The organism is Roseiarcus sp. (assembly GCF_052145395.1).
Taxonomy (GTDB): Bacteria; Pseudomonadota; Alphaproteobacteria; order Rhizobiales; family Beijerinckiaceae; genus Roseiarcus.
The window spans coordinates 1-4,041 of sequence record NZ_JBKQOT010000859.1 but is presented as its reverse complement, the minus strand read 5'-3'; the positions used below and the strand labels follow the sequence as shown (position 1 = coordinate 4,041).

At 63.8% G+C, this 4,041-nt stretch carries 3 protein-coding genes; 1 reads left to right on the top strand and 2 read right to left on the bottom strand.

All coding sequences use genetic code 11. The annotated features are described in order from the left end of the window. The first annotated feature begins 257 nt into the window (after nt 1-257). A complete protein-coding gene (gene araD1 / locus ACLP25_RS29870; protein WP_442472719.1) occupies nt 258-1,244 on the top strand; it encodes an AraD1 family protein in 987 nt (328 codons plus the stop codon). A 79-nt stretch (nt 1,245-1,323) separates the two neighbouring features. Here the strand turns inward: araD1 and ACLP25_RS29865 are convergent, their stop codons facing one another. Both ACLP25_RS29865 and ACLP25_RS29860 read right to left on the bottom strand, forming a co-directional pair. Beyond that, nucleotides 1,324-3,282: a hypothetical protein gene (locus tag ACLP25_RS29865; RefSeq protein ID WP_442472718.1), complete on the bottom strand. Its 1,959-nt coding sequence runs from the start codon at nt 3,280-3,282 to the stop codon at nt 1,324-1,326. Between the two features lie 463 nt (nt 3,283-3,745). After that, on the bottom strand, nt 3,746-4,041 hold a 296-nt coding region (locus ACLP25_RS29860; protein ID WP_442472717.1), incomplete at its 5' end, for a hypothetical protein.

Below are 4,041 nucleotides of genomic sequence, written 5' to 3'. Positions count from 1 at the left end.
CAAGCGGTTCCTCCGCCGCGGCGGGCGATTCCGCAGCAGGTCGTCCCACTTCCGGCCCTGGAACGCCTGCCGGCGGAACCTCGGGCTCGGCAGGCTTGCTGCTGGTCGCTTGCCCAACAGCAGGAGGAACCGCCTGGACCGGTGGCCACCCCTCGCTAGCGACGCTCGAGCGAATGCGGCCTGTTTGAGGAACTTCGCGAACTGCGGATAGACTGACCGGCGCAGGCCGACGCGCCTCGAACGGAGGACTTGAGCGGATGCGCCTTTCGCAATTCATCGACGACAAGGGCCGGCGGGCGTTGGCGGTGACGGCGCGCGGCGAGAGCCGGCTGGTGAAGGGCGTCCGTACGACCCGCGATCTCGCCAACCGCGCCATCGAAGCGGGCGTCCCGCTGCGCAAGGTCGTGACGGAGCTCGGCCTCGGCAAACCGGTCGATCTCGCGCGTGCGCTGAAAGAGAAACGCGTGCTTGCGCCGATCGACTGCAAGGACCCGGCTCGCCTCCTCGTGAGCGGCACCGGGCTCACCCATCTCGGCTCCGCGGAGGGGCGCGACGCAATGCACCGCGATCTCGCCGATCCAGCGAAGCTCACGGACTCGATGCGGATGTTCAAGCTCGGCCTCGTCGGCGGCAAGCCTGCCCGCGGCGTTGAGGGCGCGCAGCCCGAGTGGTTCTACAAAGGCGACGGCTCGATCCTGGTTCCCCCGGAAGGCGATCTCATCAGCCCGTCCTTCGCGCGCGACGGCGGGGAGGAGCCGGAGATCGCGGGCGTCTATCTCATCGATCCCGAAGGCGCTCCGGTCCGCATCGGCTTCGCGCTCGGCAACGAGTTCTCCGACCACGTGACCGAAAGAGAGAACTACCTGTGGCTTGCCCATTCAAAGCTGCGGCCGGCGAGCTTGGGGCCTGAGCTTCTGGTCGGCGACCTGCCGGCGGACGTTTTGGGCGTGTCGCGCATCCGTCGCGGCGGGGAGATCGTATGGGAAAAGCCGTTTCTGTCGGGCGAGCAGAACATGACGCACGCCATCGCCAATCTCGAGGCGCATCACTTCAAATACGCGCAATTCCGACGGCCAGGGGACGTCCATGTCCACTTCTTTGGCACTGCGACGCTGTCGTACAGCGACGGTTTCCGAACGCAGAAAGGCGATGTGTTTGAAATCGCATCGGAGGTCTTCGGGCTGCCGCTGCGCAATCGCCTCTGGGCGGCGAAGGCGGCGAAGGTGAAGGCGCGGACGCTGTGAAGCGCCCGCGCCCGCAAGGCCACTTTTCCGGCGCGTCAGCGTTCGCCTGTGTTGTCGCGGCGCGCCCTGCTTCGACCGTTCAGACGAACTTTACGGCGGTCGGGTTGGCGGCGAGGGTCGAGGCGGTGACGCCCGCAAGCGTCAGGCTGTCGCCGTTGCTGTCGGTGATGGTTGCACTGGATGTGGCCGTCGAGACGTGACTGAGGACGGCGGCAAGGTCCTGGGCCTGCGTCATGGTGTTGTTGAGATAGGAGAAGGCGGAGATCGACAATTGCAAGGTGTCGGGGTTCGCTCCGGTCGCGAAGCCGTCGATCGTCTCGTTGCCGAACCCCGAGCTGAAGGCGAAGGTTTCCGCTCCGGCGTCGCCCGCCTGGATCGTCTCATTGGCATGGTAGGCGAGGTTGAACGAGCCGTTGCCGATCGCGAAGCGTTCGGCCGAATTGCCGCGGGTGATCGTCGCGTTGTTCTCGAAAAGATCGATCTCGTTCGACGACCCGCTCAGGTTCAGATCGTCCGCCGCGACTTCGTTCGCGTAGTCGATGGCCTGGTACGACGAATAGGGCCGGCCCTGAACGTTCGTGTAGGAATATTCGTTCGCGGAGCCCGAGCGCAGGGTCGAGAAGGAGAGGGTCGCGCCTGCGGCGAGGTCTGTCGTGGACTGGCTGGACGTCAGCCCGAAATTGGCGGCGGTGAGCGTGAACAGGCCGGCGATCTGGAACACCAGGTCGGGCGTGGTGTCTCCGGCAAGCGTGGCCTGGACGGTGGTGGTGTCGGTCGCCGCATCCTGCACGTAATCGACCTGGGCGCCGGCGCTGGTCAGCGCGTTCGTGCCGATGAAGGTGAAGTTCTGAACGCCCGCGGCCGTCAGATTGGCGTCGATGTGGCTGAGGCCGATGACGTCCTTGGCCGGGTCGAAGTTGGAGATCTCGCTCGGCGAGTCACTGCGATTGGGGTTGATGAACGTGAAGACGTTCGCTCCGGCGCCGCCGAAGATAAACTCCCTGCCAAACCCGGCGACGAAGTTGTTCTCGGCGCTCCCGCCGAACAGATGCGCGCCGAGGCTGCCGTAGAGCGTGGTCGGGCCGGTCCCCGAGGCGCTGACGGTCGATCCGCTGGCCGAGACGAGGAGGTTCGGGGTCGGCACGCCGGCCTTCTCATAGGCCGCCCAGGCGCTCGCGGCATACCCGGGGTTGGTGTAGTCGAAAATGACGTTGCCGCTCGTCGTCACCCCTGTCGCTGGGCTAGGGTAGAAAGCGTAGTAATCAGCGAAGCCGAGGTAGTTGCCGGTGATGGAGATGTTGCTGAACGTCCCCTCCGTTCCCCCGGACGCCTGAATGTTGGCGCTCCCGCCGAGCAGGAAGTTACCGCTGACCGTCACGTTGCTGACGCTACCGAGTTCGGCTGTGATGCGGATGCAATCGTTGGGTCCGACGGTTTCATTCGGGTCAGCGGTCCAGTCGATGAAATTGTCCGTGATGGAGAACGGCCCGGAACTGTCTGTGATCCAGATCCCGTCCGGATGCGCGCCGGTCGAGTTGTTGCCGGCGCCTGAGAAATAATTCCCGGAAACGACGCCCGATCCCGTCAAGTCGAGCGCGTCGCTGGGCGAATCAATGAAGCTGTTGTTGGTTATGGTGACTTGGCCCGCCGACACCACCCAGGCGTTTTTGGCGGAGGCGGCGTCTTCGCTGTTGAAGGTGTAGTTGGTAATGGTCGTATTTGTGCAACCGTTCGCCACCTGGATCGAATACCAATTGGTCGCCGACGCGCCGAAAGAGCAGTCCTGGATGGTGACATTGTTGGCTTCGACCATGACCGTCGCGCTGCCGAAGTCGTATCCGCTCAGGACCGCGCCGGCTTGCTTGACGTAGACGGTATTGTTACCCGGAGAGTAAGTGATCGACCCGCTCGACGGCAGCGCGCCGAGCGGCTTCAGCGACGTCGTCGCAAGGGGATTGCCCGTCGGGGTGTCGATGCCGGGAATCTTGACTCCAGGATCTGCGTTACGAAGCAATTGGATTTCCGCGCTCGTGTACATGCCAAGCCCTTCCACATATCATGTGCCGAGTTCGTGATACCCGAAACTTTGTGCTTGACGATAAATGCGGCGGCGAAAATCCTAACAAGTCGGACGGTTCCACCGCCGTTCTACGCGGCTTGCATGATCGATGACAACATAAAAGCAATTTTAAGCTTGGGATTCACGTCCTGCTTTGAGGCTTGTCAGCTGCGATGCGAGGGTCGCGCTGCGGTCGATGGTTGCAGCGCCGGCAAAACTCGGCTCACCCTCGTCGTGGGAAGACGTGCGCGCTGTCGGCTTCTCGGGTTAGCACTGGGATGCCGCGCTGTGCACTCGATGCGCATGTTCATGCTCGGCTTCGACAGCCTGTTCGTCAGCGACAACTGGAGAAGCTGGCGAACGCAGGCATCCCTCATCCCAGAGACGCCGCGGTTCACGTCGGCTTCGCGCTCGATCCCCCGGCGCGCCCGGCTTCGACCGTTCAGACGAAGTTCACGGCGGTCGGGTTGGCGGCGAGGGTCGAGGCGGTGACGCCCCCAAGCGTCAGGGTGTCGCCCGTGCTGTCTGATATGGTCGCACTGGCCGCGGCCGTCGGGACGTGACCGAGGACGGCGGCGAGGTCCTGGGCCTGCGTCATGGTGTTGTTGAGATATAGCGGGATTCCGCGCCCTTCCGAAAATCGTTTGACCGAATCAGCGGGATCGATTCCAGTCGCCTGGTGAAGACGAATCGCAATTTCCTCAGCGCAGCGGATCGGGCCGACCTGGTGAAGATCGT